Origin of the sequence: Klebsiella indica, from assembly GCF_005860775.1 — a bacterium.
Taxonomy (GTDB): domain Bacteria; phylum Pseudomonadota; class Gammaproteobacteria; order Enterobacterales; family Enterobacteriaceae; genus Klebsiella; species Klebsiella indica.
Map to the genome: position 1 here is coordinate 80036 of NZ_VCHQ01000017.1, position 23330 is coordinate 103365.

25 protein-coding genes are annotated in these 23330 nt (G+C 53.2%); 7 read left to right on the forward strand and 18 right to left on the reverse strand.

Annotated elements, in window-relative coordinates; genetic code table 11:
• The first annotated feature begins 23 nt into the window (after window positions 1-23).
• The gene (gene yfbR, locus FE839_RS13770) at window positions 24-623 is read left to right on the forward strand and encodes a 5'-deoxynucleotidase (RefSeq protein WP_138361375.1); all 600 of its coding nucleotides are present in this window, start codon (window positions 24-26) and stop codon (window positions 621-623) included.
• A gap of 41 nt (window positions 624-664) precedes the next feature.
• On the opposite strand, the gene FE839_RS13775 is transcribed toward yfbR, so the two are convergent.
• The 4 genes from FE839_RS13775 to yfbV form a co-directional block, all read right to left on the reverse strand.
• Window positions 665-2497, reverse strand: coding sequence for an SLC13 family permease (locus FE839_RS13775; protein WP_138361376.1), 1833 nt, complete (start codon window positions 2495-2497; stop codon window positions 665-667).
• A gap of 76 nt (window positions 2498-2573) precedes the next feature.
• A complete protein-coding gene (locus FE839_RS13780) occupies window positions 2574-3233 on the reverse strand; it encodes a sugar phosphatase (protein ID WP_138361377.1) in 660 nt (219 codons plus the stop codon).
• A gap of 11 nt (window positions 3234-3244) precedes the next feature.
• Window positions 3245-3739 (reverse strand): YfbU family protein, encoded by a 495-nt coding sequence (locus FE839_RS13785; RefSeq protein ID WP_138361378.1) that lies wholly within the window; start codon window positions 3737-3739, stop codon window positions 3245-3247.
• 85 nt (window positions 3740-3824) lie between these two features.
• Window positions 3825-4280 carry a terminus macrodomain insulation protein YfbV gene (gene yfbV, locus FE839_RS13790; protein WP_138361379.1) on the reverse strand — a complete coding sequence of 152 codons (456 nt, stop codon included), beginning with the start codon at window positions 4278-4280 and terminating at the stop codon, window positions 3825-3827.
• Between the two features lie 339 nt (window positions 4281-4619).
• Here yfbV and ackA point away from each other — a divergent pair, with 339 nt between their 5' ends.
• Together ackA and pta are read left to right on the forward strand one after the other, a co-directional pair.
• A complete protein-coding gene (ackA, locus tag FE839_RS13795; protein ID WP_138361380.1) occupies window positions 4620-5822 on the forward strand; it encodes an acetate kinase in 1203 nt (400 codons plus the stop codon).
• Between the two features lie 274 nt (window positions 5823-6096).
• Window positions 6097-8238: a phosphate acetyltransferase gene (gene pta / locus FE839_RS13800; protein WP_138361381.1), complete on the forward strand. Its 2142-nt coding sequence runs from the start codon at window positions 6097-6099 to the stop codon at window positions 8236-8238.
• A gap of 108 nt (window positions 8239-8346) precedes the next feature.
• On the opposite strand, the gene FE839_RS13805 is transcribed toward pta, so the two are convergent.
• The 5 genes from FE839_RS13805 to FE839_RS13825 all read right to left on the reverse strand — a co-directional run bounded on the left by FE839_RS13805 (window position 8347) and on the right by FE839_RS13825 (window position 12326).
• On the reverse strand, window positions 8347-9300 hold the full coding sequence (locus FE839_RS13805; protein ID WP_138361382.1) for a transketolase family protein: 954 nt from the start codon (window positions 9298-9300) through the stop codon (window positions 8347-8349).
• The gene (locus FE839_RS13810) at window positions 9293-10123 is read right to left on the reverse strand and encodes a transketolase (protein ID WP_138361383.1); all 831 of its coding nucleotides are present in this window, start codon (window positions 10121-10123) and stop codon (window positions 9293-9295) included. The genes FE839_RS13805 and FE839_RS13810 overlap by 8 nt, the downstream gene beginning before the upstream one ends.
• Complete coding sequence (locus FE839_RS13815) at window positions 10120-11511, reverse strand: PTS ascorbate transporter subunit IIC (RefSeq protein ID WP_138361384.1); 1392 nt, start codon at window positions 11509-11511, stop codon at window positions 10120-10122. Before FE839_RS13815 ends, FE839_RS13810 begins: the two co-directional genes overlap by 4 nt.
• 20 nt (window positions 11512-11531) lie before the next feature.
• Window positions 11532-11804: a PTS sugar transporter subunit IIB gene (locus FE839_RS13820; protein WP_138361385.1), complete on the reverse strand. Its 273-nt coding sequence runs from the start codon at window positions 11802-11804 to the stop codon at window positions 11532-11534.
• Window positions 11805-11882: 78 nt separating this feature from the next.
• A complete protein-coding gene (locus FE839_RS13825; RefSeq protein WP_138361386.1) occupies window positions 11883-12326 on the reverse strand; it encodes a PTS sugar transporter subunit IIA in 444 nt (147 codons plus the stop codon).
• A 238-nt stretch (window positions 12327-12564) separates the two neighbouring features.
• Between FE839_RS13825 and FE839_RS13830 the strand changes: the two genes are divergently transcribed.
• Window positions 12565-13584: a LacI family DNA-binding transcriptional regulator gene (locus FE839_RS13830; RefSeq protein ID WP_138361387.1), complete on the forward strand. Its 1020-nt coding sequence runs from the start codon at window positions 12565-12567 to the stop codon at window positions 13582-13584.
• Between the two features lie 163 nt (window positions 13585-13747).
• Here FE839_RS13830 and yfcD read toward each other — a convergent pair whose 3' ends face one another.
• Genes yfcD through yfcF form a run of 3 tightly spaced genes read right to left on the reverse strand, consistent with a single transcriptional unit; the run spans window position 13748 to window position 15613 of the window.
• Window positions 13748-14302 carry an NUDIX hydrolase YfcD gene (gene yfcD / locus FE839_RS13835; RefSeq protein WP_138361388.1) on the reverse strand — a complete coding sequence of 185 codons (555 nt, stop codon included), beginning with the start codon at window positions 14300-14302 and terminating at the stop codon, window positions 13748-13750.
• Between the two features lie 58 nt (window positions 14303-14360).
• Entirely contained in the window at window positions 14361-14912 is a 552-nt protein-coding gene (gene yfcE / locus FE839_RS13840) for a phosphodiesterase (protein ID WP_138361389.1), read from the reverse strand.
• A 56-nt stretch (window positions 14913-14968) separates the two neighbouring features.
• Window positions 14969-15613 (reverse strand): glutathione transferase, encoded by a 645-nt coding sequence (yfcF, locus tag FE839_RS13845; RefSeq protein WP_138361390.1) that lies wholly within the window; start codon window positions 15611-15613, stop codon window positions 14969-14971.
• Window positions 15614-15812: 199 nt separating this feature from the next.
• Between yfcF and yfcG the strand changes: the two genes are divergently transcribed.
• From yfcG to FE839_RS13860, 3 genes are all read left to right on the forward strand, one after another.
• Complete coding sequence (gene yfcG / locus FE839_RS13850; RefSeq protein WP_138361391.1) at window positions 15813-16442, forward strand: GSH-dependent disulfide bond oxidoreductase; 630 nt, start codon at window positions 15813-15815, stop codon at window positions 16440-16442.
• Window positions 16443-16507: 65 nt separating this feature from the next.
• Complete coding sequence (gene folX, locus FE839_RS13855) at window positions 16508-16870, forward strand: dihydroneopterin triphosphate 2'-epimerase (protein WP_138361392.1); 363 nt, start codon at window positions 16508-16510, stop codon at window positions 16868-16870.
• 19 nt (window positions 16871-16889) lie between these two features.
• On the forward strand, window positions 16890-17783 hold the full coding sequence (locus FE839_RS13860; RefSeq protein ID WP_138361393.1) for a TIGR01777 family oxidoreductase: 894 nt from the start codon (window positions 16890-16892) through the stop codon (window positions 17781-17783).
• Between the two features lie 565 nt (window positions 17784-18348).
• Here the strand turns inward: FE839_RS13860 and hisP are convergent.
• From hisP to FE839_RS13895, 6 genes are all read right to left on the reverse strand, one after another.
• On the reverse strand, window positions 18349-19122 hold the full coding sequence (gene hisP / locus FE839_RS13865; RefSeq protein WP_138361394.1) for a histidine ABC transporter ATP-binding protein HisP: 774 nt from the start codon (window positions 19120-19122) through the stop codon (window positions 18349-18351).
• A gap of 7 nt (window positions 19123-19129) precedes the next feature.
• On the reverse strand, window positions 19130-19846 hold the full coding sequence (locus FE839_RS13870) for an ABC transporter permease (protein ID WP_138361395.1): 717 nt from the start codon (window positions 19844-19846) through the stop codon (window positions 19130-19132).
• The gene (locus FE839_RS13875) at window positions 19843-20529 is read right to left on the reverse strand and encodes a histidine ABC transporter permease HisQ (RefSeq protein WP_138361396.1); all 687 of its coding nucleotides are present in this window, start codon (window positions 20527-20529) and stop codon (window positions 19843-19845) included. Before FE839_RS13875 ends, FE839_RS13870 begins: the two co-directional genes overlap by 4 nt.
• Window positions 20530-20596: 67 nt before the next feature.
• On the reverse strand, window positions 20597-21379 hold the full coding sequence (gene hisJ, locus FE839_RS13880) for a histidine ABC transporter substrate-binding protein HisJ (RefSeq protein WP_138361397.1): 783 nt from the start codon (window positions 21377-21379) through the stop codon (window positions 20597-20599).
• A gap of 257 nt (window positions 21380-21636) precedes the next feature.
• Window positions 21637-22419, reverse strand: coding sequence for a lysine/arginine/ornithine ABC transporter substrate-binding protein ArgT (argT, locus tag FE839_RS13885; RefSeq protein ID WP_138361398.1), 783 nt, complete (start codon window positions 22417-22419; stop codon window positions 21637-21639).
• A 277-nt stretch (window positions 22420-22696) separates the two neighbouring features.
• Window positions 22697-23281: a UbiX family flavin prenyltransferase gene (locus tag FE839_RS13895; protein WP_138361399.1), complete on the reverse strand. Its 585-nt coding sequence runs from the start codon at window positions 23279-23281 to the stop codon at window positions 22697-22699.
• Window positions 23282-23330: the final 49 nt, after the last annotated feature.

Below are 23330 nucleotides of genomic sequence, written 5' to 3' on the forward strand. Positions count from 1 at the left end.
GTTGTTACTGATTAAGGGTTCCTATGAGTCAGAGTCATTTTTTTGCCCACCTTTCCCGCCTGAAACTCATCAATCGCTGGCCGCTGATGCGCAATGTGCGCACAGAAAACGTATCCGAACACAGTTTGCAGGTCGCGATGGTGGCTCACGCACTGGCGGCGATTAAGAACCGAAAATTTGGCGGTCAGGTTAACGCCGAACGGATTACGCTGTTGGCGATGTACCACGATGCTTCGGAAGTCCTGACCGGCGATCTCCCTACCCCGGTGAAATATTTCAACTCGCAGATTGCTCAGGAGTACAAAGCCATTGAGAAAATCGCCCAGCAAAAGCTGGTCGATATGGTGCCTGACGAACTGCGGGATATTTTTGCTCCGCTAATTGACGAGCGTCACTATAGCGAAGAAGAGAAAGCGCTCGTTAAGCAAGCCGATGCGTTATGCGCCTATCTGAAATGCCTTGAAGAGCTGTCGGCGGGTAACAATGAGTTTTTGCTGGCCAAAAGCCGCCTTGAGAAAACGCTGGAATCACGCCGCAGCCCGGAGATGGACTATTTTATGCGAGTATTTGTACCAAGTTTCCATCTTTCGCTTGATGAAATCAGCCAGGATTCACCGCTGTGAATCCCAATTTCCCGGGCAGTATCAGCTGACCGGGAAACTCATCAGAACGGAAACAGTACCGGAATCAGCAGTACGCACACCACCATGACCAGTATAGTGAACGGTACGCCGATCTTCACAAAATCGCTGAATGTGTACTTACCGGGCCCCAACACCAGAGTATTCACCGGAGAAGATACCGGGGTCATAAACGCCGCCGATGCGGCCATCGCCACCACCATCGCAAAAGGATAAGGCGATACGTCCATCGACCTGGCCGCCGCCAGCGCAATGGGCGCCATCAACACCGCAGTCGCGGTATTTGAAATAAACAAACCTATCGCCGCACACATCACGAACAGGCATGCCAGCATCAGATAGGGACCTTTGCTGCCCGCCACGTCCATCAAACCTCTGACAACCAGGTCAACACCACCTGTTTTCTGCAACGCCAGCGCAAACGGCATCATCCCGACAATCAAAATAATACTCGGCCAGTGAATCGCTTTATACGCGCTCTCAGCATTAATACAGCGAAATTTTCCCATCAATAAACAGGCGATGATTGCCGCGATTGGATTGGGGATCTCGTCGGTAAGCATGAGTGCGACCATCAATACCATGCAGAATATTGCATGTGGCGCCTGGCTGTGCGCAGGAGAGGCATCGTTGACTTCAATTGGCATATTCAGCACCACGAAGTCGCGCCCTCGTTTAGCCAGTGCGGCAATCTGTCGCCAGTTGCCCACAACCAGCAGAATATCGCCGAGCTGTAGCGCTTCATCAATGACCGCGCCATCAATGGCCTTACCGTCGCGCTTTAAGCCCACGATATTGAGATCAAAACGGGTACGAAAGGCGATCTCACGTACCGTCTTGCCCACCAGTTCGGAATCCGGAATAAGGGAAACTTCCGCCATCCCCACATCCAGCGCCTGATCGGAAAAATATTCGCCTCGAAGCACCATGGGCTCCAGCATTTGCTCGCCGCAGAACTGGCGTAAATCCACGTCCGAAGCGGACATATCAATCAGCAGAACATCGCGGGCACGGAATTCTGATACCCCATTAACGTTAACAATTACTCGCCGAAAGCGCCTCCAGCGCTCAACGCCGATAACGTTAGCCCCGTAACGTTCGCGAAGCTTCAGGTCATCCAGGCGCTGGCCAATCATCGGCGAACCGGGACGAATCGCCAGGCGGCGCGCCCTGCCGGTCAGATGGTAATCCTTGATTAAATCACGAAAAGTGCTCCGTTTACGGCCGTCGCGCACCTGCTCGCCCTCTTCTCCTTTCAGCATAAAGCGCATTACCAGCATATAGAGAATGCCCAGCACCAGTACCACCAGGCCGATTGGCGTCACGCTGAAAAAGCCGAATCCCTGCAACCCTTCACGCAACATCTCACTATTGACCACCAGGTTAGGCGGCGTGGCGACCAGCGTCATCATCCCGCTAATCAGCCCGGCGAAGCTGAGCGGCATCATCAACCGCGAAGGCGAGGTATTCATGCGCATTGAAACGCTAAGCACCACCGGGATAAAAATGGCTACCACGCCCGTCGAACTCATAAAGGCGCCCAGCCCGGCGACGGTCAGCATTAAAAAAACCAGCATTTTTGTTTCGCTGTTACCGGCCACCTTCACCAGCCAGGCCCCCATTTTGCTGGCGACTCCGGTGCGTACCAGACCATCGCCGATGATAAACAGCGCGGCGATAAGGATAACGTTGGGATCGCTAAACCCCGAGAAAGCCTCGCTAAGGGTTAGCGTATTGCTGAGGATAAAAGCGACAATCACCAACAATGCGATAGCGTCCATGCGTACTTTCCCGGTGGCAAAGAGCACGACGGCTACGGCAAGCAGAGATAACACCCAGATCAATTCACCGTTCACAACTTATCCTTGTCCGAAAATAGAGTCGAAAGTTTGGCATAAAAATGCCCCGTCAACGCGGGGCCAAATCATGAGATTAGTCTTTTAGAATAACATTCACATTGCCGTCAGGAAGACGCTCGATCGCCAGGCTCTCAAGCGTCGTTAGCACCAGATCCGCTTCATCAAGACGCGGCGCGTCGGCGGGGACATTCACCGCAATCGTACGGCAACCCGCAGCCAGACCGGAGAGCAGCCCGGCGGGGGCATCTTCCACAACGGCGCACTGTTCCGCCGCCAGACCCAACAATTCAGCGCCCAGCAGATAAGCGTCCGGCGCGGGTTTTCCATGCTTAACACGCTCGGCGGTGACAAAAACGTTGGCGTCTGGCAGACCTGCCGCACGATGGCGGGCATGGGCGACAGGTATCGAACCTGAAGTCACAATTGCCCAGGGAATGCCTGCTTTGTCCAGAGTATTGAGCAATGCGATCGCTCCGGGCAGCGCCGTAACGCCATCAGTATCCGTCGCTTCGACCTTTTCCAGCCAGGCAAACTCAGCCTGAATCTCCTCTTCGCTACGCCCCGGGAGAAAATGACGCAGCGACGTTATCGCCTGTTTGCCATGAATGAAGCTCAGCACGTCATGGTGGGCAATGCCGAATCGATCCGCCCACCGACACCAGGAACGCTCTACCACCGGCAACGAATTAACCAATGTCCCGTCAAGATCAAACAGGAACCCCTTACACTGCACGGCAACCTCCATCAGGCATTGATGATTTGATTAATTTCATTACTGCTTAAGTGATACTGACGTGGGCAAGCGTGCCAGGTACTCAGCATACGCTGGTATTTTTCCCACATTGGCGTCTGGGAGTTGAAGCCATGCGTCCCGGCATCAAAATGGCTGTAGCGCCCTTCAACATTAACCATAAAACGCACATATCCGAGATAGCGCGCTTCAGTGGCCACATCAAAGCCAAGGAAAGTTACCCGACGCTCATCAATGCCACTGGCGTCCTTCAGGTTAGTCCAGGAGACATTCAGCGCATGATACATCTCCATAATATCAATGATGGTACGGCAAGTTTCCTCGGTAAGCTGGCCAAACTCGCGATCAAGCTCGCGCATCTGCAACCCATATCCACGCTCAATGATGGTCTGTAGACGGCGGTAACGCTCGGCGTTGTCCGGGTCGAGCATCGTCATCATCTTGTACTGATTCGACAAAATCAGACGTTGCGCATTGGTCATTTCCATTTTTGACTCCTGTAGCACTTTACGGCGTGAAAAAAGAAGGCGCATAAATTATGCGCCTTCTTTTATATGCGTTTTCCTGATCCAATTACAAATCATCAAGGAAAGTTTTATCCAGTTGTTTGAAGGCACGCTTAAGCGTGTCAGCTAAAGCCTGATAATCAGGCTTACCATCGACAGGCGTCAGCGCCTGACCCGCCTCTTGCAATTTAACCCGCACTTCGTAAAACCAGTTCAGCACCGACGGCGGCAAAGGGGTGACCGAACGCTTACCAAGCCACCATAACCCCTGCATCGGCAGGCTCAATGCGAACAGCGCGGTAGCCACCGCCGGCCCCAACTGGCCGCCGAGCGCAATTTGCCAGCACAGCGTGAAAACCGCTACCGGCGGCATAATGCGGATCGCATAGCGAGTCGCGCGAATAATGCGATTTTCGATAAATACCGGGGCAAGGCGTTTATCCAGAGGCCAGGTCTTTGCATAGTGCTGCCCGTGGCGAAACAGACCAAAAAAACTCACAGGGCGTTTCTCAGAACCAGACATGACTCACCTCAACTTTACATGTAAAACTTAAAAAATTTGTGCAAAACACCAACTATGCATGACAACGTTCAAAAGATTTTGGCAATGGATGCGTCAATCAGGTATTCTGTGCGCACCTGAAGGGGCGGTTAGACCCTTTTACCAGGTTAGTAAAATTATCGCATATTCTGCCATTGGCTGAAAATCAGGCAAATGGCATAAAATCAAATGTACTTCTCTCATCGTGCCCTAAAACAGTACAAGGCATGATGTTAATCATAAATGTCGATGTCATCCTGCGCTACGCTTTGTGACATTCTGACGTTTTTTTTAGCCACGTATCATCATAAAGGTACTTCCATGTCGAGTAAGTTAGTACTGGTTCTGAACTGCGGTAGCTCCTCACTAAAATTTGCTATCCTTGACGCCCTCAACGGCGACGAATACCTGTCCGGTTTAGCCGAATGCTTCCATCTCCCGGAAGCGCGTATCAAATGGAAAATGGACGGCAGCAAACAAGAGGCTGATTTAGGCGCTGGCGCCGCTCACAGTGAAGCGCTTAACTTTATCGTTAACACTATTCTGGCACAAAAACCAGAGCTGTCTGCGCAGTTGACCGCAATTGGCCATCGCATCGTTCATGGCGGCGAGAAATACACCCGTTCCGTCGTGATCGATGACTCCGTCATTCAGGGGATCAAAGACGCCGCGTCTTTCGCTCCGCTGCATAACCCGGCGCACCTGATCGGTATTGCGGAAGCGCTGAAGTCATTCCCGCACCTGAAAGAGAAAAACGTTGCCGTATTCGACACCGCTTTCCATCAGACGATGCCGGAAGAGTCTTACCTCTACGCCCTGCCGTACAGCCTGTACAAAGAACACGGCATACGCCGCTACGGCGCACACGGCACCAGCCACTTTTATGTGACTCAGGAAGCCGCGAAAGTTCTGAACAAACCGGTTGAAACGCTGAATATCATCACCTGCCACCTGGGTAACGGAGGCTCTGTTTCCGCTATTCGTAACGGGAAATGCGTTGATACCTCCATGGGGCTGACCCCGCTGGAAGGTCTGGTTATGGGAACCCGTTCAGGCGATATCGACCCGGCAATCATTTTCCATCTGCACGATACGCTGGGCATGAGCGTTGACGCGATCAACAAAATGCTGACTAAAGAGTCCGGCCTGCTCGGTCTGACCGAAGTCACCAGCGACTGCCGCTATGTTGAAGACAACTATCAGGAAAAAGCGGATGCTCGCCGTGCAATGGACGTTTACTGTCATCGTCTGGCAAAATACATCGGTTCCTACACCGCGCTAATGGAAGGTCGTCTCGACGCGGTTGTGTTTACCGGTGGTATCGGCGAAAACGCGGCGATGGTTCGCGAGCTGTCCCTCGGCAAACTTGGCGTACTGGGCTTCGAAGTTGATCACGAACGTAACCTGGCCGCCCGTTTCGGCAAATCTGGCTTCATCAACAAAGAAGGCACTCGCCCGGCCGTTGTCATTCCGACTAACGAAGAACTGGTTATCGCGCAAGACGCCCACCGTCTGACCGCCTGATTCCACACCGCCAGCTATAACCCTAAATAATTCGAGTTGCAGGAAGGCGGCGACGCAGAGAATCCCCAGGAGCGTACGAGTAGTACGTGACTGGGGTGAGCGACAAATCTGTCCGGAACAGATTTGAACGCCGTGTAGCGGCGACCCGTAAGGGAGAGGCTCATGGATGAGCCGAGTAACAAAGCCAACGCACATGTAACTTGAGTATGACGGGAAGCTGGTGGTGTAGTTTTGTATCCCGCCTGATACTGGCGGTAACGAAAGAGGATATATCGTGTCCCGTACAATCATGCTAATCCCTACCGGAACCAGCGTAGGCCTGACCAGCGTCAGCCTCGGTGTTATCCGTGCCATGGAACGTAAGGGCGTTCGTCTGAGCGTCTTTAAACCAATCGCGCAACCACGTGCCGGTGGCGATGCGCCTGACCAGACGACAACCATCATTCGCGCGAACTCCGACCTTCCGGCCGCAGAACCGTTGAAAATGAGCCACGTCGAGTCCTTGCTCTCCAGCAATCAGAAAGACGTGCTGATGGAAGAGATCATCGCCAACTACCACGCCAACGCTCAGGACGCGGAAGTGGTGCTGGTTGAAGGTCTGGTGCCAACCCGCAAACACCAGTTTGCCCAGTCGCTGAACTACGAAATCGCCAAAACGCTGAATGCGGAAATCGTCTTCGTGATGTCCCAGGGCACCGATACGCAGGAACAACTGAAAGAGCGCGTTGAGCTGACTCGTAGCGGTTTCGGCGGCGCAAAAAACACCAGTATTACCGGGGTTATCGTCAACAAACTGAACGCGCCGGTTGACGAACAGGGCCGCACTCGTCCTGACCTGTCGGAAATCTTCGATGACTCTTCCAAAGCAAAAGTCGTGAAGATCGATCCCGCTCAGTTGCAAAGCGGGAGTTCATTGCCGGTTCTGGGCGCAGTGCCGTGGAGCTTTGATCTGATCGCCACCCGTGCGATCGATATGGCTCATCACCTGAATGCCACCATCATCAACGAAGGCGATATCAATACCCGTCGCGTGAAGTCAGTCACTTTCTGTGCGCGTAGTATCCCGCACATGCTGGAGCACTTCCGCGCCGGCTCTCTGCTGGTGACCTCCGCTGACCGTCCTGACGTGCTGGTCGCCGCCTGCCTGGCGGCGATGAATGGTGTGGAAATCGGCGCAATCTTGCTGACCGGCGGCTACGAAATGGACGCGCGCATCAGCAAATTGTGCGAGCGCGCATTTGCTACCGGCCTGCCGGTATTCATGGTCAATACCAATACCTGGCAGACCTCTCTGAGCCTGCAGAGTTTCAATCTGGAAGTACCAGTTGACGATCACGAGCGTATCGAGAAAGTTCAGGAGTACGTAGCTAACTATATCAATGCCGACTGGATTGAATCCCTGACCGCCACCTCCGAGCGCAGCCGTCGTCTCTCCCCGCCCGCCTTCCGTTATCAGCTCACTGAGCTGGCGCGTAAAGCAGGCAAGCGCGTTGTTCTGCCGGAAGGTAACGAACCGCGCACCGTTAAAGCCGCGGCAATCTGCGCCGAGCGCGGTATCGCAACCTGCGTGCTGCTGGGTAACCCGGATGAGATCACCCGTGTTGCCGCCTCTCAGGGCGTTGAACTGGGTACCGGTATCGAAATCGTCGACCCGGAAGTGGTGCGCGAAAGCTATGTTGCCCGCCTGGTCGAACTGCGTAAGAACAAGGGCATGACTGAAGCCGTCGCCCGTGAGCAACTGGAAGATAACGTGGTTCTCGGCACGCTGATGCTGGAACAGGACGAAGTTGATGGTCTGGTATCCGGCGCGGTGCATACCACCGCCAACACCATTCGTCCGCCGCTGCAGTTGATCAAAACCGCACCGGGTAGTTCTCTGGTCTCCTCCGTGTTCTTCATGCTGTTGCCAGAACAGGTTTACGTTTACGGCGACTGTGCGATCAACCCGGATCCGACCGCTGAGCAACTGGCTGAAATCGCAATCCAGTCCGCAGACTCTGCCGCTGCCTTCGGCATTGAGCCGCGCGTGGCGATGCTTTCCTACTCTACGGGTACCTCTGGTGCAGGTAGCGATGTAGAGAAAGTACGTGAAGCGACACGCCTGGCGCAGGAAAAACGTCCTGATCTGATGATCGACGGTCCGCTGCAGTATGATGCTGCAGTTATGGCTGACGTCGCGAAATCCAAAGCGCCGAACTCTCCGGTTGCCGGTCGCGCTACCGTGTTCATCTTCCCGGATCTGAACACCGGTAACACCACTTATAAAGCCGTACAGCGTTCTGCCGACCTGATCTCCATCGGGCCAATGCTGCAGGGGATGCGTAAGCCGGTGAACGACCTGTCCCGCGGCGCGCTGGTTGACGATATCGTCTACACCATCGCCCTGACCGCGATTCAGTCTGCTCAGCAGCAGTAAGCTAAAAGACCCGGCGGCAACGCTGACCGGGTCTATCGTTTTACAGGCCGAATTCGCGAAACGCGACCCGGCAAAAATGGCGACCATATAGCAGGGTCGCCATTTTATTTACAGTAGCTCTCGTGCCGCCGAGACTATATCATGCGCCGTGAGGCCATACTCCTTCTGCAAAAAGTCCTGCGTCCCCACCTGACCATAACGTTCTTTTACCCCCACGCGACGCATCGGTACCGGACAGGTTTCCACCAGTACTTCCGCCACCGCCGAACCCAGTCCGTTATGGATACTGTGGTTTTCGCAAGTCACGATACGCCCGGTTTTCTCGGCGTAGTTTTTCACCAGCATGCGATCGATGGGTTTCAGGGTAAACATATCAATCACTGCCGCGCTCACGCCTTCCTGCGCAAGCTGACGACTCGCTTCCAGCGCCTCCGACACCATAATACCGTTGGCAATCAGAGTGATATCATCCCCTTCACGCAGAACATTACCCTTACCGATGGTAAAGGTTGACCCCGGCGCATACACGCTCGACGCCTGCTTGCGAATCGTGCGTACCCAGTAGAAGCCGTCAAGATCGATAAGCTGACGCAGTATATCCTCAAACATCACTGCATCAGTCACTTCCAGCACTACTGAATGTGCCAGACCGCGCACAATTCCCATATCTTCAAAAGACATGTGGGTGCCGCCATTATGGCACGCGGTAATACCGGCATCCGAGGCGATCACCTTGACATTATTGCGCTGATAATCCAGTGACATAAATAGCTGGTCAAAACAGCGCCGACTGGCGAAAGCGGTAAAGGTGTGCACAAACGGTTTACGCCCGGTCAACGCTAACCCGGCAGCAGTGCCAATCACGTTAGCTTCCATAATACCGCAGTTGATGACGTGCTGTGGGTAATCCCGCGCCACGCCGTCCATCGCCATGGAGCTCATCAGGTCCGCTTCGAGGGCGATAATCGGGCGACCAGCTTCGATTTGCCGGGTGACGAATGCGGCATAAATTTTGCGCATCTCCGTTGCGTCTTTTTGTCCCACTGGTGCAACCTTAATCATGCTCAGCCTCCCGTTGGCGAATGAACTCGTTTAGCGTCTCTTTCATCTCTTTCGTCAGACGCAAATGATGACTATTACTGAGCTTCTCAAGATACGGCACGCCCTGCCCTTTAATGCTGTCCAGGATCACCACGCGCGGACGCGCGTCCACCGGCGGAACGGGTTGCGCTGCAGCCAGCAGCCCGGGTATGTCATCGCCTTTGACGGTAACAACATCGAAACCAAAGGCGCGGAATTTATCTTCCAGGTTGAAAGCGCGAATAATTTCATCCAGCTTGCCGTCAAGCTGTAGCTTGTTCCAGTCAACAAACACCGTCAGATTATTCAGACGGTGGTGGGCAATGAACTGGAACGCTTCCCAGCACTGGCCTTCATTCAGTTCGCCATCGCCGACGATGCAAAATACTCGATTCGCGCGTCCCGCCAGCTTATGGGACAACGCCATCCCGCCAGCAATAGAAATCCCTTGCCCCAATGACCCCGTCGTCGCATCCACACCGCGCGTTTTCAGCCGGTCCGGATGGCTTGGCAAGCGCGTACCATTCTGATTAAGCGTACTCAGTTCCTCTATCGGGAAATATCCCTTAATCGCCAACGTACTGTAGAGCGCCGGGCCAGCATGGCCTTTTGATAACACAAAATAATCACGCTCTGGCCAGTCCGGATCCGCCGGGTCGATTTTCATCACCGCGCCGTACAGCACGGCCAGCGTTTCCACTACTGACATGCTGCCGCCATAGTGCCCGAAACCAAGATTGGTCAGCGATTTCAGGGTGGCGAGACGAATATTACGCGCCAGTTCAGTCACTTCTTTCACATTCATGATTTAGCTCCGGTGTTCTCCTGCGCGCTACCGCCCACAGATTTCTTTTTCGCCAACACGTTGTAGACAACCAGCAGCGCGAACAACACGACAACAAGGCCGGTAATGGCAAGCGGCGACAGGTAGCGGGCCAGATTCCCCAGCACAATACCCACGGCGCCAAAATCAGCATCTGAGAAGGTGGTATTGGCAAAACCAATCGCCCCCAGTACAGGCAACAACAGCACCGGCAGGAAAGTGATCAGCAGCCCGTTAGCGAACGCGCCGATCATCGCGCCGCGCCGTCCACCGGTGGCATTGCCAAACACGCCGGCTGTCGCGCCAGTAAAGAAATGCGGCACGACGCCCGGTAGAATCAGGACCCACTTAAATTGCCCGCAGAGGAACAGCCCCACTAATCCACCGAGGAAGCTAAACAGAAAACCAATCAGCACCGCATTAGGCGCGTAGGGATAGACCACCGGACAGTCCAGCGCCGGACGCGCGTTAGGCACCAGCTTTTCCGAGAAGCCGGTAAAAGCCGGTACAATTTCCGCCAGAATCAGGCGAACCCCCTGCAGAATGATAAATACCCCGGCAGCGAAGGTAATCGCCATAATGATGGCGTATACCAGATAGTTCTGACCGCCGCTGAAGGTGCTTTCAACATATTCACGCCCTGCGCTGACCGCCATAATCAGGTAGATAATCATCATGGTCAGGGAAATAGAGATAGAACTGTCACGCAGGAAACTCAGGTTCTTCGGCAGATTCATCTCTTCGGTTGAACGCGAGCCTTTACCGCAGACGCTGCCGATCCAGCCCGACAGGACGTAACCCAGCGTGCCAAAGTGGCCGAAAGCAATATCATCCGTACCGGTAATACGCTTCATATAGCGCTGCGCCAGGGCCGGGAAGAACGCCATTACCAGTCCGAGGATCAGTGAGCCGGTAAATACCAGTCCCACGCCGTCGAATCCCGCCACGGTAAGAATGACGCCAATCATACAGGCCATATAGAAAGTATGATGTCCGGTCAGGAAGATGTATTTCAGGCGCGTAAAACGTGCAACCAGAATATTCGCCACCATCCCGAATGCCATAATCAGCGCGGTTGAAGCGCCATACTTCTCAAGGGCAATAGAAACTATCGCTTCATTATTCGGAATAATGCCCTGAATATTAAAGGCATGTTCAAACATTCCTCCTAACGGGTTCAACGAGCCAACGAGTACCGTCGCCCCGCCCCCCAGAACAATAAACCCTAATATCGTTTTAATTGTTCCCTTCACAACATCGGAAAAAGATTTTTTTTGCGCCACAAGGCCAATTAACGCAATTAATCCGACGAGTATTGAGGGAACTTTGAGAATATCAACAACAAAATTCAGCGTTTCAAGGATAAACATATCCGCCTCGCTATAAATAGTTATTGTTTAGCAAACCAGGCACGCAACTGCGCTTCGAGTTCGTTAATATCGATGATGTTGTTAATCACCACCAACTGGCTTTCCGGCACGCTGGCGCTGGCGGCGATATCTTTCGCCATCACAAACAAATCCGCCGCCCCTGGTGTTGCCGACGAAAGATCGGAGTGTTCCACTTCAGCCTCTATTTCGAGCTTTTTAAGGACTTTTTTAATATTCATCTCAACCATAAAACTACTGCCCAGGCCAGAACCGCAAATTGCCATAATTTTCATTGTTATCACCTTTTTTGGGTAGAGTACGTTCGCATCACGCAGGCGCGTAATGGGTAGAAATCAGATATTAAAATCAGGTCAGAAGCGCGCGATTATTCTTTTTATCTCCTCCAGGCTCGTTGCCTGATGTAATTTATGCATATCTGCCTCACTGGAAAATAGTTCGGCGAGGTCAGCAATCATTTCGATATGACTATGTTTATCCGGTGCCGCAAGCATAATGATAATATCAACCGGATCGAACTCTTCGGCGCCAAACGACACTCCCTGTTCCAGTTTCAGTAACGATAACCCTAAACCTTTCGCCCCCTCCTCTGGTCGCGCATGCGGCATCGCCAGACCTGGCGCCAGTACATAATACGGCCCCAGTTGATGGTGTTGCGCAATAATGGCCGCCACATATTCAGGCACAATAACGCCAGCTGCAAGCAGCGGGCGGGCGCACATCTCCAGCGCCTGCGGCCAGCTTTCTACACTCTGCCGCAGCGTAATCGTGGCATCTGAGAGCCATGTCTTCAGCATTTTTCCCCTCATCTTTTAACAAAAAAGATGAGCAAACTGTAGGCAAGCGGACAATAGTTATCTGCGATAAAGTTCACAAAGATAGCGCTACCAAAAGAGAATATGCAAAATTGTGATAGCGCTATCAATTCCGGTTGGTTGCATGAAAAGACGCTAAAAAAGCCCGTTTAAGGGGTATACTCCGTGACAGGTGAAGCAATGGATGATAATAAAAAGCGTCTGTTTAGCAGGAATATGTATGTCTCTAACCCGAAAACGGCGTAGCACCGGTAAGGTGACGATCGCCGATGTTGCTCAACTGGCTGGTGTAGGTACGATGACCGTCTCTCGCGCTCTTCGTACGCCCGAACAGGTTTCCGATAAGCTACGAGAAAAAATCGAAGCGGCGGTGCAGGAGCTCGGGTACATGCCTAATCTTGCCGCCAGCGCGCTGGCATCGGCCTCCTCAAGAACCATTGCCATGGTAGTACCCAATCTTGCAGAGGCGGGCTGCTCAGCAATGTTCGCCGGGCTGCAACAGGTATTACAACCCGCAGGTTATCAAATTATGCTGGCGGAATCGCAGCACCGTCTTGAGCAGGAAGAAAAATTGCTCGAAACGCTACTGGCCTCTAACATCGCCGCCGCCATTCTGCTTAGCGTTGAACACAGCGATACGGTGCGCCACTGGCTGAAAAACGCCTCAATTCCGGTGATGGAAATAGGCGCGATGCGCGCCGATCCTATCGACATGAATATCGGCATTGATTACGTGGCGGCGATGTTCGAGCTTACGGAAATGCTCATCCACCGCGGTTATCAGAATATCGCCCTGCTGTGCGCCAATCAGGAACAGTGGATTTTTCAGCAGCATTTACATGGGTGGTATAAAGCCATGCTGCGCCACCATATGTCCCCCAACCGGGTAATTAACGCCGCGCTGCCCGCCAATTTTTCCACTGGCGCATCACAGCTCGCGGAATTTGTGCTGGCCTGGCCGGAGCTCGACGCGCTGGTTTGTGTTTCCGATGAGCTGGCATGCGGGGCGCTGTATGAGTGCCAGCGTCGACACATCAAAGTGCCTGATGATTTAGCCATCGTCGGCTTTGGGGATAGCGATGTCAGCCGGGTCTGTCAGCCGCCATTGACCACTATGGCGGTACCGCATCAAAAAATTGGCATCGAAGCCGGGAAAACGCTTCTGGAACGCCTTAATGAGGGAAACTGGCGCGACAGAAAACCTATCGCCTCCAGATTATGCATGCGGGACAGCTGTTAACGGCTACTCCGCCTGCGGCCGATGACAAAGCGGTATCGGATAATGTGCTCGCATTTCCGCCTGATGCGGCCTGCACGACCTTCAGCATTCGCGATGCAGGCTCGCGCAGGCGCCGCCGGGCGATTCGAAAAGCGCACACGTTGTCAGTAATGCGTAGCGGCGGCTACTCCGCCTCTTCCTGTTTTTCGGCTTTCGCTGACTCATTATTGGCATTACGGGTCATCCACAGCGCCAGCGCCTTTAATGAATCGGGGGTGAACTCATCGCAGCGGGCGGTGATCTCTTCCGGAGTCAGCCAGCACACTTCACTCACTTCCTCTTCCTGCAGCGCGAAAGGCCCATGTGATACACAGCTAAACAGCGCGCCCCAGACGCGGCAGTGTTTATCTTCGTAGTAGAACTGACCGTGGTCGGCAAACGGTACGCCAGCAATACCCAGTTCCTCTTCCGCTTCACGGCGCGCGGACTCCAGCATTTGCTCATCAGCCTGCACCACGCCGCCGGCGGTCGCGTCCAGCATCCCCGGATGGAAATCCTTCGTTTCGGTACGACGCTGCACAAGTATTTTGCCCATCCCATCATGAACAACAATATAAGTCGCCCGGTGACGCAGGCACTCCGCACGCATTTGTTCACGGCTGGATTGCGCTATCACTTCATTGTTTTCATTAACAATATCGACCCACTCTGTGCTTGCCAAATGATTCTGTTCCGCCATCAGAAAACCTTACTTTTTAAAGCGCTCTCGCGGCGCGTCTATATGGTTGAGGGGTAAATTACGGGTAAATCGCGACCTCTGCAATAACCTGATTATCATCGAGTGCTAAAACCTGCAATTGCCCCCCATTCAGGAAGCCGTAGCTGGGGGCAAATCCCCCTTTAGGGATGCTGACCGAGCCGGGATTGAAGAGAAAAATGTCGTCGCGCTTCTCGGCAACCGGAATATGAGTATGACCATAAGCCAGCACATCGCCAGCGGCAAGCGGTGGCAAATTATCCGGGCTATACAGATGGCCGTGCGTCAAAAACAGGCGCGTTCGCGCGCTCAATACCTGCTGCCAGGGGGCGGTAATGGGGAAATGCAACAGCATCTGATCAACTTCGCTATCGCAGTTGCCGCGCACGGCAATCACCCGTTCCGCTACGCCATTTAGCTTCTCCGCAACCCGGGCAGGGGCATACCCTTCAGGCAGAGCGTTACGCGGCCCGTGATTCAGCACGTCGCCAAGGATCACCAGCCACTGCGCACCGCGTTGTGCGAACAGTTCAAGAACGCGCTCAGTTGCGGGCAGAGAGCCGTGGATATCCGATGCAAACATCAGCTTCATACATTCCATCTCCACGCATTACGATGCGCCTATAATAACGGAACTGCCAGGGCTTATCAGCCAGCATGTTTGCCCGACAGTGTGAGGAAGCGCTGAACCGACGCCCGTTGCCACTGGAAAGCGGCGTAGTCAGCCAGCGCGCCAGGGACATCATCGCCGTTCAGGACCAACCGGTTGATCATCAACGCCAGGTCGCTATCGGCAACAGACCATTCGCCAAACAGATTCTGCTGGCCGTGGGCCAGCAAGCCGCTGGCGATTTCAAACAATTTTTCAGCGCTTCTCCGTCCGGCTTCACTCAGCGGCGGTTTCTTCGCGCCGGCAAACACCACGGTCGTCGGACGCTCTTCACGAATCGGCATCAGGTCGCTACGGAGCCAGGCCTGCACCTGACGCGCCCGCGCGCGCTTTTGCAGGTCATGCGGATAAAGTCGCTCCCACTCCGGCGGCGCGAAACGCTCATCCAGATATTCAGTAATTGCGGAAGATTCACTCAGGGAGAACGCGTCGACGTCCAACAACGGGACGCGACGGGTCGCAGAGTACCCCTTCCAGCCGCTCTGTAAGTGTTCTCCGCGATTAAGATTGACGGTTTTCAGCGTAAAAGGCAGGCTTTTTTCCCGTAGCGCAACATATACTGACATCACGTACGGCGAAAAAAAATCGGCATCGGACCACAGGGTAATGACGGGCTGGTTCATGGTGTCCTCAATAGCGAATAGGTCAGGGTACAAGAATCAACATATCCTGTCTTTCAGAGGATGTCACCGACGCCGCCATAAGGATTCTGCCTGAACCACTTGAGCGAGGTGAAATCGATAACAGACCCGGCACGTCAGCCAAATCGGGCGCCTTCGCCTATACTCGAAAAGTTTGCGCGCAATAACGGCGGGAGATGCCATGATCGATCTTTACTATGCCCCCACCCCCAATGGCAATAAAATCACGCTTTTCCTCGAAGAAGCGCAGTTAGCCTATCGCCTGATTCGGGTAGATATCAGCAAGGGAGAACAGTTTCGTCCGCAATTTCTCGCTATCTCACCGAATAACAAGATCCCGGCGATCGTTGATCACGCCCCCGCCGACGGCGGTATGCCGTTAAACCTGTTTGAATCCGGAGAGATCCTACTGTATCTGGCAGAAAAAACAGGCAAGCTACTGAGCGGTGAACTTCGCGAGCGTCACGTTACGCTGCAATGGCTATTCTGGCAGGTTGGCGGTTTGGGGCCGATGCTCGGGCAGAATCACCACTTTAATCATTTTGCCCCGCAGGCGGTTCCCTACGCCATTGAGCGCTATCAGGTGGAAACGCAACGTCTGTATGGCGTCCTCAACCGACGTCTTGGAGAGAGTCCCTGGCTTGGCGGAAACCACTACAGCATCGCCGATATTGCCTGCTGGCCGTGGATTAATGCCCATCAGCGTCAACGCATCGATCTGGCAAATTTCCCGGCAGTACACAACTGGTTCGAGCGTATTCGCCAGCGCCCTGCCACCGTTGAAGCGCTCATGAAAATACAAGCCAATTAACCCTCTGCTCGCCAGCGCTGCTTTGATGTATGATTGCGGAAATTACTACACGGAGGAAGCCTGCAATGTCTCAACCAGACGCCATTATTCGAATTAAGAACCTGCGCCTGCGTACTTTTATTGGAATTAAAGAAGAAGAGATCGCCAACCGCCAGGATGTGGTGGTCAACGTCGCTATCCACTACCCGGCGGATAAATCCCGCAACAGCGAAGATATTAACGACGCGTTGAACTACCGCACGATCACCAAGCGCATCATTAGCCATATTGAGAATAACCGCTTCTCCCTGCTGGAAAAATTAACGCAGGATGTGCTCAATATCGCATGCGAACATCACTGGGTTACCTATGCTGAAGTAGAGATCGATAAACTGTACGCATTGCGCTATGCCGATTCAGTATCCATGACCATGAGCTGGCGACGGTAGGCGCATCTTAGGAGGCAGTATGAAAATTCTGCTTACTGGTGGCACCGGCCTGATTGGCCGACATCTTATCCCCCGGTTATTAGCGCTGGGGCATGACGTAACGGTTTCAACGCGCAGCCCTGAAAAGGCGAAAACCCGGCTCGATTCGCGCGTCACTCTGTGGCGCGATTTCGAAGGGCAGACAAATCTCAACGGCGTTGATGCCGTCATTAACCTGGCTGGCGAACCTATCGCCAATAAACGCTGGACGGCAGAGCAAAAGCAGCGACTGTGCCACAGCCGCTGGGATATCACGCAAAGACTGGTCGCGCTGATTCATGCCAGCGACACGCCGCCAGCGGTGCTGATTAGCGGTTCCGCTGCCGGATATTACGGCGACCTCGGCGAAGTGGTGGTGACCGAAGAAGAGCCGCCGCATAACGAATTTACGCATAAACTGTGCGCCCGCTGGGAGCAGATCGCCTGTGAAGCGCAAAACGAGCAGACCCGGGTCTGCCTGCTGCGCACCGGCATCGTGCTGGCGCCGCGAGGCGGTATTCTGGCCAAACTGACGCCAGCGTTTAAGCTCGGCCTCGGCGGCCCGATTGGCAGCGGCAGACAATACATGGCGTGGATCCACATTGACGATATGGTCAACGGCATTTTGTGGCTACTGGATAATGACCTGCGCGGCCCGTTTAATATGGTCGCTCCCTACCCGGTGCGCAACGAACAGTTTGCCCACGCGCTGGGTCATGCGTTGAACCGCCCGGCGATCTTCCGCGTCCCGGCTGCGGCTATCCGGCTGCTGATGGGAGAATCTTCCGTGCTGGTGCTCACCGGTCAGCGCATGCTGCCAAAACGGCTTGAAGCCTCAGGATTTGGCTTTCGTTGGTATGAGCTGGATGAAGCCCTGGCCGATGTGCTGAGCTAGTTCAACGCCCCTCATTTGGCCGGAACGTTATCCAGCGGCAATCGCTTTTGCAGTGGGTTAGGCGAAAATGGCATATGTTTAGTTTTCGCCCATTTTTAGCTTAGTGGCCTGTTCCGTTCACTAGAAATACGAGGGTCTTCGTTATATCCACCGCCTGTGACCGGCTTCACCTGGCGGCCAGTTATGGGTGAGGGCCTGCGTTCTCGCCAGGTTTTAGATGCACGGCCCCTTGCGGTGAGCCTGGGCTAACGCTGATGACAAACCGGCATCACATATTGTGCCGTTTTCGTGTCGGGTGGCGGATCACGCCTTACCCGACCTACAAAACCAGCAATATCATAAAGTTATGTATTCCACGCAGGCCTGCGCAAGCGAAGCGCCGCCGGGCAATGCGAAAAGAACGCGCGTTATCAGCAATCTGAGCTGAAGCTGTAACTCTCCCGCCGCTGTAGCGCATAAAAAACCGACGCTATTGTCAGCCTCAAAATCGCCTCAGGCGTTCGCCTGACCGCCACTTAACCGAACCGCGCACTCCGGCTGACGGCCCCTTAACTGACCCGCATGACTACTTCAACGAACCTTTCAGGAACTGCTGCAGGCGCTGACTTTTTGGGTTACCGAAGACCTCGTCGGGATGCCCTTCTTCTTCAATCTTCCCCTGATGAAGGAAAATCACGTGTGAAGAGACATGTCGGGCAAACCCCATTTCATGAGTCACCACGACCATGGTTTTCCCCTCTTCCGCTAACTGTTGCATAATACGCAATACCTCGCCCACCAGTTCCGGGTCGAGGGCCGATGTCGGTTCATCAAACAGCAACACCTCCGGCTCCATCGCCAGCGCACGAGCAATGGAAACGCGCTGCTGCTGGCCACCTGAAAGGTGTACCGGGTATTTACTCTGCTGGCGCTCATCAATACCCACTTTTGCCAGATATTTCACCGCCCTGTCGCGCGCGTCCTGTTTGCTCAATCCCAGCACCTGAATCGGAGCCTCCATGACGTTTTCCAGCACCGTCATGTGGCTCCAGAGATTGAAATGCTGAAACACCATTGTCAGTCGGGTACGCAGCAGACGCAGTTGGTTCTTGTCTGAAACCTTCAACTGGCCATCTTTATCACGAACCAGGCCAATATTTTGCCCGTTAACGACAATCGTGCCTTCACTGGGTTTTTCGAGAAAGTTAATACAGCGCAAAAAGGTGCTTTTACCGGAACCTGATGAACCAATAATACTGATTACGTCCCCGGCTTCCGCCCGCAGCGAGACGCCTTTCAGCACCTCCTGTTCGCCGTAACGTTTATGCAGATCGATTACATTTAATTTATTGTCGGACATGGCGTTCTCAGTGCGTCGAAGAGGGTTTGATATGCTGCAGCCAGCGCTTTTCCGCCTTGCGGAACAAGCTAATCAGCACATACGAGATAATTAAATACAGCACAGCGGCAATACCGAAGGCGGTAAACGGCTGGTAAGTTGCCGAGTTGATATCACGGGCGATTTTCAGCAGATCCGGCACCGTAGCGGTAAAAGCCAGCGCGGTGGAGTGCAGCATCAAAATCACTTCGTTGCTGTATGCAGGCAGAGCGATGCGTAGCGCGGAAGGCAAAATAATGCAGCGATACATTTTGACCGCTGAAAAACCATACGCCCGCGCCGCCTCAATCTCTCCGGCTGGCACCGAGCGAATCGCTCCGGCGAAAATCTCCGTGGTATACGCGCAGGTATTTAGCGTCAGCGCCAGCACCGTACAGTTGAGGCCGCTGCGAAAGAACGCGTTCAGCAGTTCTGTTCCTTTGACGATTTCCAGCGTGTACATCCCTGAATAGAACACCAGCAACTGCACATACAGTGGCGTACCACGAAAAATGTAGGTAAACAGCCAGACAGGAAACTGAATGTATTTATTGCTTGAGACACGGCCAATAGCGAGAAAAACCGCCAGAATGCCTCCCATCACCACCGAAGAAATCAGCAACCAGAGCGTAATCGCCACGCCGGTAAACCGGTAGCCATCGGTCCACAACAGGGATTTCCAGTACTCCTGAATAATTTCAATCACAGGTCAGCCCTCTTCACGCCTACAGAATAACGGCGTTCGAGCATCAGCAGCACACCATTGGAAACCGTGGTAAATACAAGATAAATCAGGCCGCAGACGATAGCGAAATAGAAAGGCTGCCAGGTACTTTTACCAGCCAACTGCGTCGCCTTCACCACATCTTCGAGTCCCAGCAATGAAACCAGCGCGGTGGCCTTGAGGATCACCTGCCAGTTGTTGCCTATTCCAGGCAGCGCAAAGCGCATCATCGCCGGGAATAAGATGCGACGAAAGGTTTGCCCGCCGCTGAAGCCAAAAGCTGTCGCTGCTTCGATATGGCCTTTCGGCACCGCCAGAAAGGCGCCACGAAAAGTTTCGGTGAAATAGGCGCCATAAATAAAGCCCAGTGTGATAATCCCCGCCACCATCGGGTCGATATCAAATTGCGCCAGGCCAAGTGCGTCTGTCACGCTATTAAGCGCAATCTGCAATCCGTAAAAAATCAGCAGCATCAGCACCAGATCGGGTACGCCGCGGATTAAGGTGGTGTAACCTTCAGAAATTAGCGCCAGCGCACGATTGTTGGAAAGTCTGGCCCCGGCGCCTGCCAGACCAATGAGCACCGCCAGAACAACCGAACTTAACGCCAGCTCAAGGGTGACCAGCGCGCCCTGAAATATAACCTGAGAAAACCCGTACAGCATGCTGTCTTACCCTGTCTGTCATCGACCATCGCGCGCCAAATGACGCACGATGGGGTACGCAAGATGGTTAGTCTCCGTACACGTTAAAATCAAAATATTTCTTCGCCAGCTTGTCGTAGGTGCCGTCTTTACGCATCTCGGCAAAGGCTTTATTCAGTGCTTCTCGCAGTTCGTTGTCCTCTTTGCGCAGTCCCATACCGGTACCGACGCCAAACAGCTTCTCATCTTTAATCGACGGACCGCCAAACTGATAATCTTTGCCGATGGGTTGTTTGAGAAACCCTTCGCTGGCGGCCACTTCATCCTGGAACGCGGCATCAATGCGTCCGGCTGTCAGGTCTGAATAAATATTGTCCTGCCCCTGATAAGAGACGATCTCAATGCCTTTCGGCGCCCAATATTCATTACCGTAGGTTTCCTGCGTTGTTCCTTGCAGCACGCCCACACGTTTACCTTTCAGCTTATCCAGATCGGGGGTGATATCACTCCCCTTTTTCACCACCAGACGAGAATCTGCCGCGTAAAGTTTATCGGTAAAGGCAATTTGCTTCTGACGTTTTTCCGTGATCGAAAGCGAGGACATGATGGCATCGATTTTCTTCGCTTTTAAGGACGGGATCAGCGCATCCAGCGGGTTTTCAATGAAGGTACATTTTGTATTAATGCGCTTACACAGCTCTTTTGCCAGATCAATGTCAAAACCCACTAATTCGCCCTGCGCATTTTTTGATTCAAACGGGGCATAAGTCGGATCGGTACCGATGCGAATTTTTTGCGGAATTGCTGCATATACGGCGGAAACGCTGGAAAGCGCCAGCGCTAAAGAGAGAGACAACGCCAGTTTTTTCATAACTATCCTCAACAGACTGTCATTCTAACGGGTTTATTAGAAGCACTTACACCAGTTATCGTGCCATTATTCGCCCCGATAAGGCAAAACATTCTGCGCCAGAAAGGAAATCTTTTCGCACCAGAAACGCGTAACTATGCAATTTTATCGTGCAACGAGGCCATCTTGCGCACCATGATGGTTCAAAAAAATCACTCACGCACCAATAAAGAGCAAGACGGTTCCACATGGCCCGGCATTCCGGGCCTGCGGGCGTCTTAGTCACCATATACATTAAAATCGAAGTATTTCTTCGCCATCTTGTCGTAGGTACCGTCTTTACGCATATCGGCCAGTGCTTTATCAAACGCCGTCTTCAGCTCGGTATCGTCTTTACGCAACCCGATACCGGTACCATCACCAAAATATTTTTTGTCTTTAACGGAGGGGCCGGCAAAAGCAAAATCTTTACCGGCGGGCTGCTTGAGGAAGCCTTCGCTGGCGGCGACTTCATCCTGAAATGCGGCATCCAGACGGCCAGCGGCAAGGTCTGAATAAATTAAATCCTGATTCTGATAGGCGATCACATCGACACCATGATTGCGCCAGTATGCATTTCCATAAGCTTCCTGCGTGGAGCCCTGGAGTACGCCGACATGTTTACCTTTCAGGGATGCCAGCGTCGGTCGAATCGGCGAACCTTTGGCGGCAATCAGTCGGGAATCCGCCGCGTAAAGCTTGTCAGAAAACGCGATCTCCTGCTGACGCTTTTCAGTAATCGACAGCGAAGAGATGATAGCATCGATTTTCTTGGCCTTCAGCGACGGGATCAGCGCGTCAAAGTCGCTGCCCACCCAGGTACATTTAACTTTGATACGCGAACAGAGTTCATTGCCCAAATCGATATCAAAACCCACGAAATCCCCTTTCGCATCCTTTGATGAAAAAGGCGCATAGGTGGGGTCTGTGCCAATGCGAATACTCTTCGGCAGCGCAGCGAATGCGCTGGAAACGCTGCAAATTCCCATCATTAAAGAGAGAGCCAGGACCGTCTTCTTCATAGGTTACCCTTAAGTGTCGTGATATTGTTATGCGATGCGTCGTCTTGTTATTTGTACTGCCGACAAATTCCTGCACATTTTATGCCATTTTCACAATGACTACAGAAAACAACGTTAAATTTGTTAATTAAAGGTTGCGTATTTGTCTTAAAGGGAAAGATACCAGCAATAACGGATAAACCGCAGCGCCAGAACGCAAAAAAGCAAATTAAATATCGGGGATTTGATCGGGACGACAAAATTGCACCACAAGAGCACACTCACGGATGCATTGCACTTATTTAGTGCAATCCTGTGCGCCCTGCCAGCGGGTGAAAAGATCCTGTGGAAGGGTAATATCAAACTGATCGATAACGCGATTAACCGTCTGGTTAATCACATCGTCAAGGGTTTGCGGGCGATGATAGAACGCAGGCACCGGCGGCATGATCACCGCGCCCATTTCCGCCGCCTGGAGCAGTAAACGCAGGTGACCGGTATGGAACGGCGTTTCCCGCACGCACAGCACCAGAGGGCGGCGCTCCTTGAGCACCACATCCGCAGCCCGGGTCAACAAACCATCGGTATAACTATGCACAATGCCGGACAGGGTTTTCATCGAACACGGCAGGATCGCCATCCCGGCGGTTTTAAACGAACCGGAAGAGATACTGGCGGCAATATCGCGAACATCGTGAACCACATCGGCTAACGCCTGCACTTCACGCAGTGAAAAATCCGTTTCCAGCGCCAGCGTCTGCCGTGCAGCCTGACTTACAATAAGGTGAGTTTCGACATCAGACACATCGCGTAAAACCTGGAGCAATCGCACGCCATAAATTGCGCCGCTGGCGCCGGAAATACCAACAATGAGTCGCTTCACGGTAATTGCTCCTTCTTACACAGTGGCGCAAACTTTGCCGGATTATCCT